Raw genomic sequence first — 1,293 nt, forward strand, 5'->3', positions numbered from 1 at the left:
CCCTGGAAGACTTCCGTCGCGCGCAAACCCTGAGCGCCGAGGAAGGCGACAAGCTTGAGCAGTTGGCGCAAATGGAAGCGGCGCAGGACGAGCTGAAGCGCTCCAGCGATGCCTTCACCGAACGCGTCCAGCAACTGTCGGCCAAGCTGCAACTGGTCGGCCGGCAGATCGGCGACATGGAAGCCAAGCAACGCACCCTCGACGACGCCCKGCGCCGCCGTCAGTTGCTGCCAGCGGACCTGCCGTTCGGCACACCGTTCATGGACCCGATCGACGACTCCATGGACAACCTGCTGCCACTGCTCAATGACTATCAGGACAGCTGGCAAGGCCTGCTGCGTGCCGATGGTCAGATCGAAGCGCTGTACGCTCAGGTGCGCCTCAAGGGCGTGGCCAAGTTCGACAGCGAAGACGATATGGAGCGTCGCCTGCAGCTGTTGATCAACGCCTATGCGCACCGCACCGACGAAGCCTTGACCCTGGGCAAGGCACGCCGTGCCGCCGTGACGGACATCGCCCGGACCCTGCGCAACATCCGCAGCGACTACGACAGCCTCGAACACCAACTGGCGCTGTTCAACCGCGAGATCAACAAGCGTCAGGTCTCCAACCTGCAAAGCTTCCGTATCGTGCTCGCGCCGAACAAGGAAGCGCTCAAGCACATCGACCAGATCATCCACAGTGCCGGTCAATATGAAGAAGGCGAAACCCTGTCGGTGTTCGATCTGAGCCAGAGTGCGGAACAGGACAACAAGAACGAAGAGGCCAAGGAATACCTGGCGCGGCTGGTGGCGGCGAACCACAACCAGCTCGGCCTCAAGGACTTGTTCGAACTGGCGTTCGAGATCACCAAGGTCAACGGTCAACCGGTGATCCACACCGACATCGACGGCGCCGCCTCCAACGGCACCACCATGACCATCAAGGCGCTGACCAACATGTACTTGTTGCTGCACTTGATGGACCGTGACCAGGCCGGTCGCGTGCGCCTGCCGTACTACCTCGACGAGGCGGCGGATATCGATGAGAAGAACCAGGCCGCATTGCTGGAAACCAGCCTGCAACTGGGCTTCGTGCCGATCCTGGCGAGCGTGAAGCCGCAGGTCTGCGCCAGTGTCGCCATCGACCTGGAAGGCGGCAGCGGCCCGGCCGGCATCTACATCGACGAGGCGGACTGGAAGTACATCCGTCGTCACGATCAGGTAAAGGCGACGGTCAACGAACAAGCGGATGAACCGGAGCTGGATGCGGTCTGAGGCTTGAATCGAAGGCAATAAAAAAAGGCCGCGGTCC

At 61.6% G+C, this 1,293-nt stretch carries 1 pseudogene; it reads left to right on the top strand.

The annotated features are described in order from the left end of the window. Positions 1-1,256: pseudogene (locus ACXRVY_RS29705) on the top strand (Mks condensin complex protein MksF); the annotation flags it as partial. Positions 1,257-1,293 lie beyond the last annotated feature (37 nt).

The organism is Pseudomonas sp. P5_A2_2, from assembly GCF_054177685.1.